This is a genomic window from Neisseria sp. P0021.S007, from assembly GCF_051956855.1.
The window spans coordinates 1-442 of sequence record NZ_JBQCXA010001727.1 but is presented as its reverse complement, the minus strand read 5'-3'; the positions used below and the strand labels follow the sequence as shown (position 1 = coordinate 442).

1 protein-coding gene is annotated in these 442 nt (G+C 47.7%); it reads left to right on the top strand.

All coding sequences use genetic code 11. The features are described 5' to 3' along the window. A partial coding sequence (locus ACTHUR_RS21150; protein ID WP_440400771.1) for a collagen-flanked surface repeat-containing protein occupies window positions 1–442 on the top strand: 442 nt, incomplete at both ends.

Sequence of the window (442 nt, the reverse complement as noted above, 5' to 3'; positions counted from 1 at the left end):
CGTCAGATGTTTATAAGAGGCAGGGTACAACTGGTGCAGCTGGTGCCGACGTTAAAAACACTGAAACCTACGTTAAAGACAACGGCAACGGTAATCACACTGTAACTATCAAGGAAGGGAAAGGTAACACTACTACTACCACCACTAAAGATGGTGCAACTGGTGCCGACGGTAAGAACGCTGAAGCCGACGTTAAAGACAACGGCGACGGTACTCATACTGTAACCATCAAAGACAGTAACGGTAACACCACCACTACCATCGTTAAAGACGGTGCAACTGGTGCTAAAGGTGAAACTGGTGCAGAAGGTAAGAACGCTGAAGCCGACGTTAAAGACAACGGCAACGGTACCCACACTGTAACCATCAAAGACGGTAAAGGGAAAACCACTACTACCATCATTAAAGAGGGTGCAACGGGCGCCGATGGTAAGAACGATGA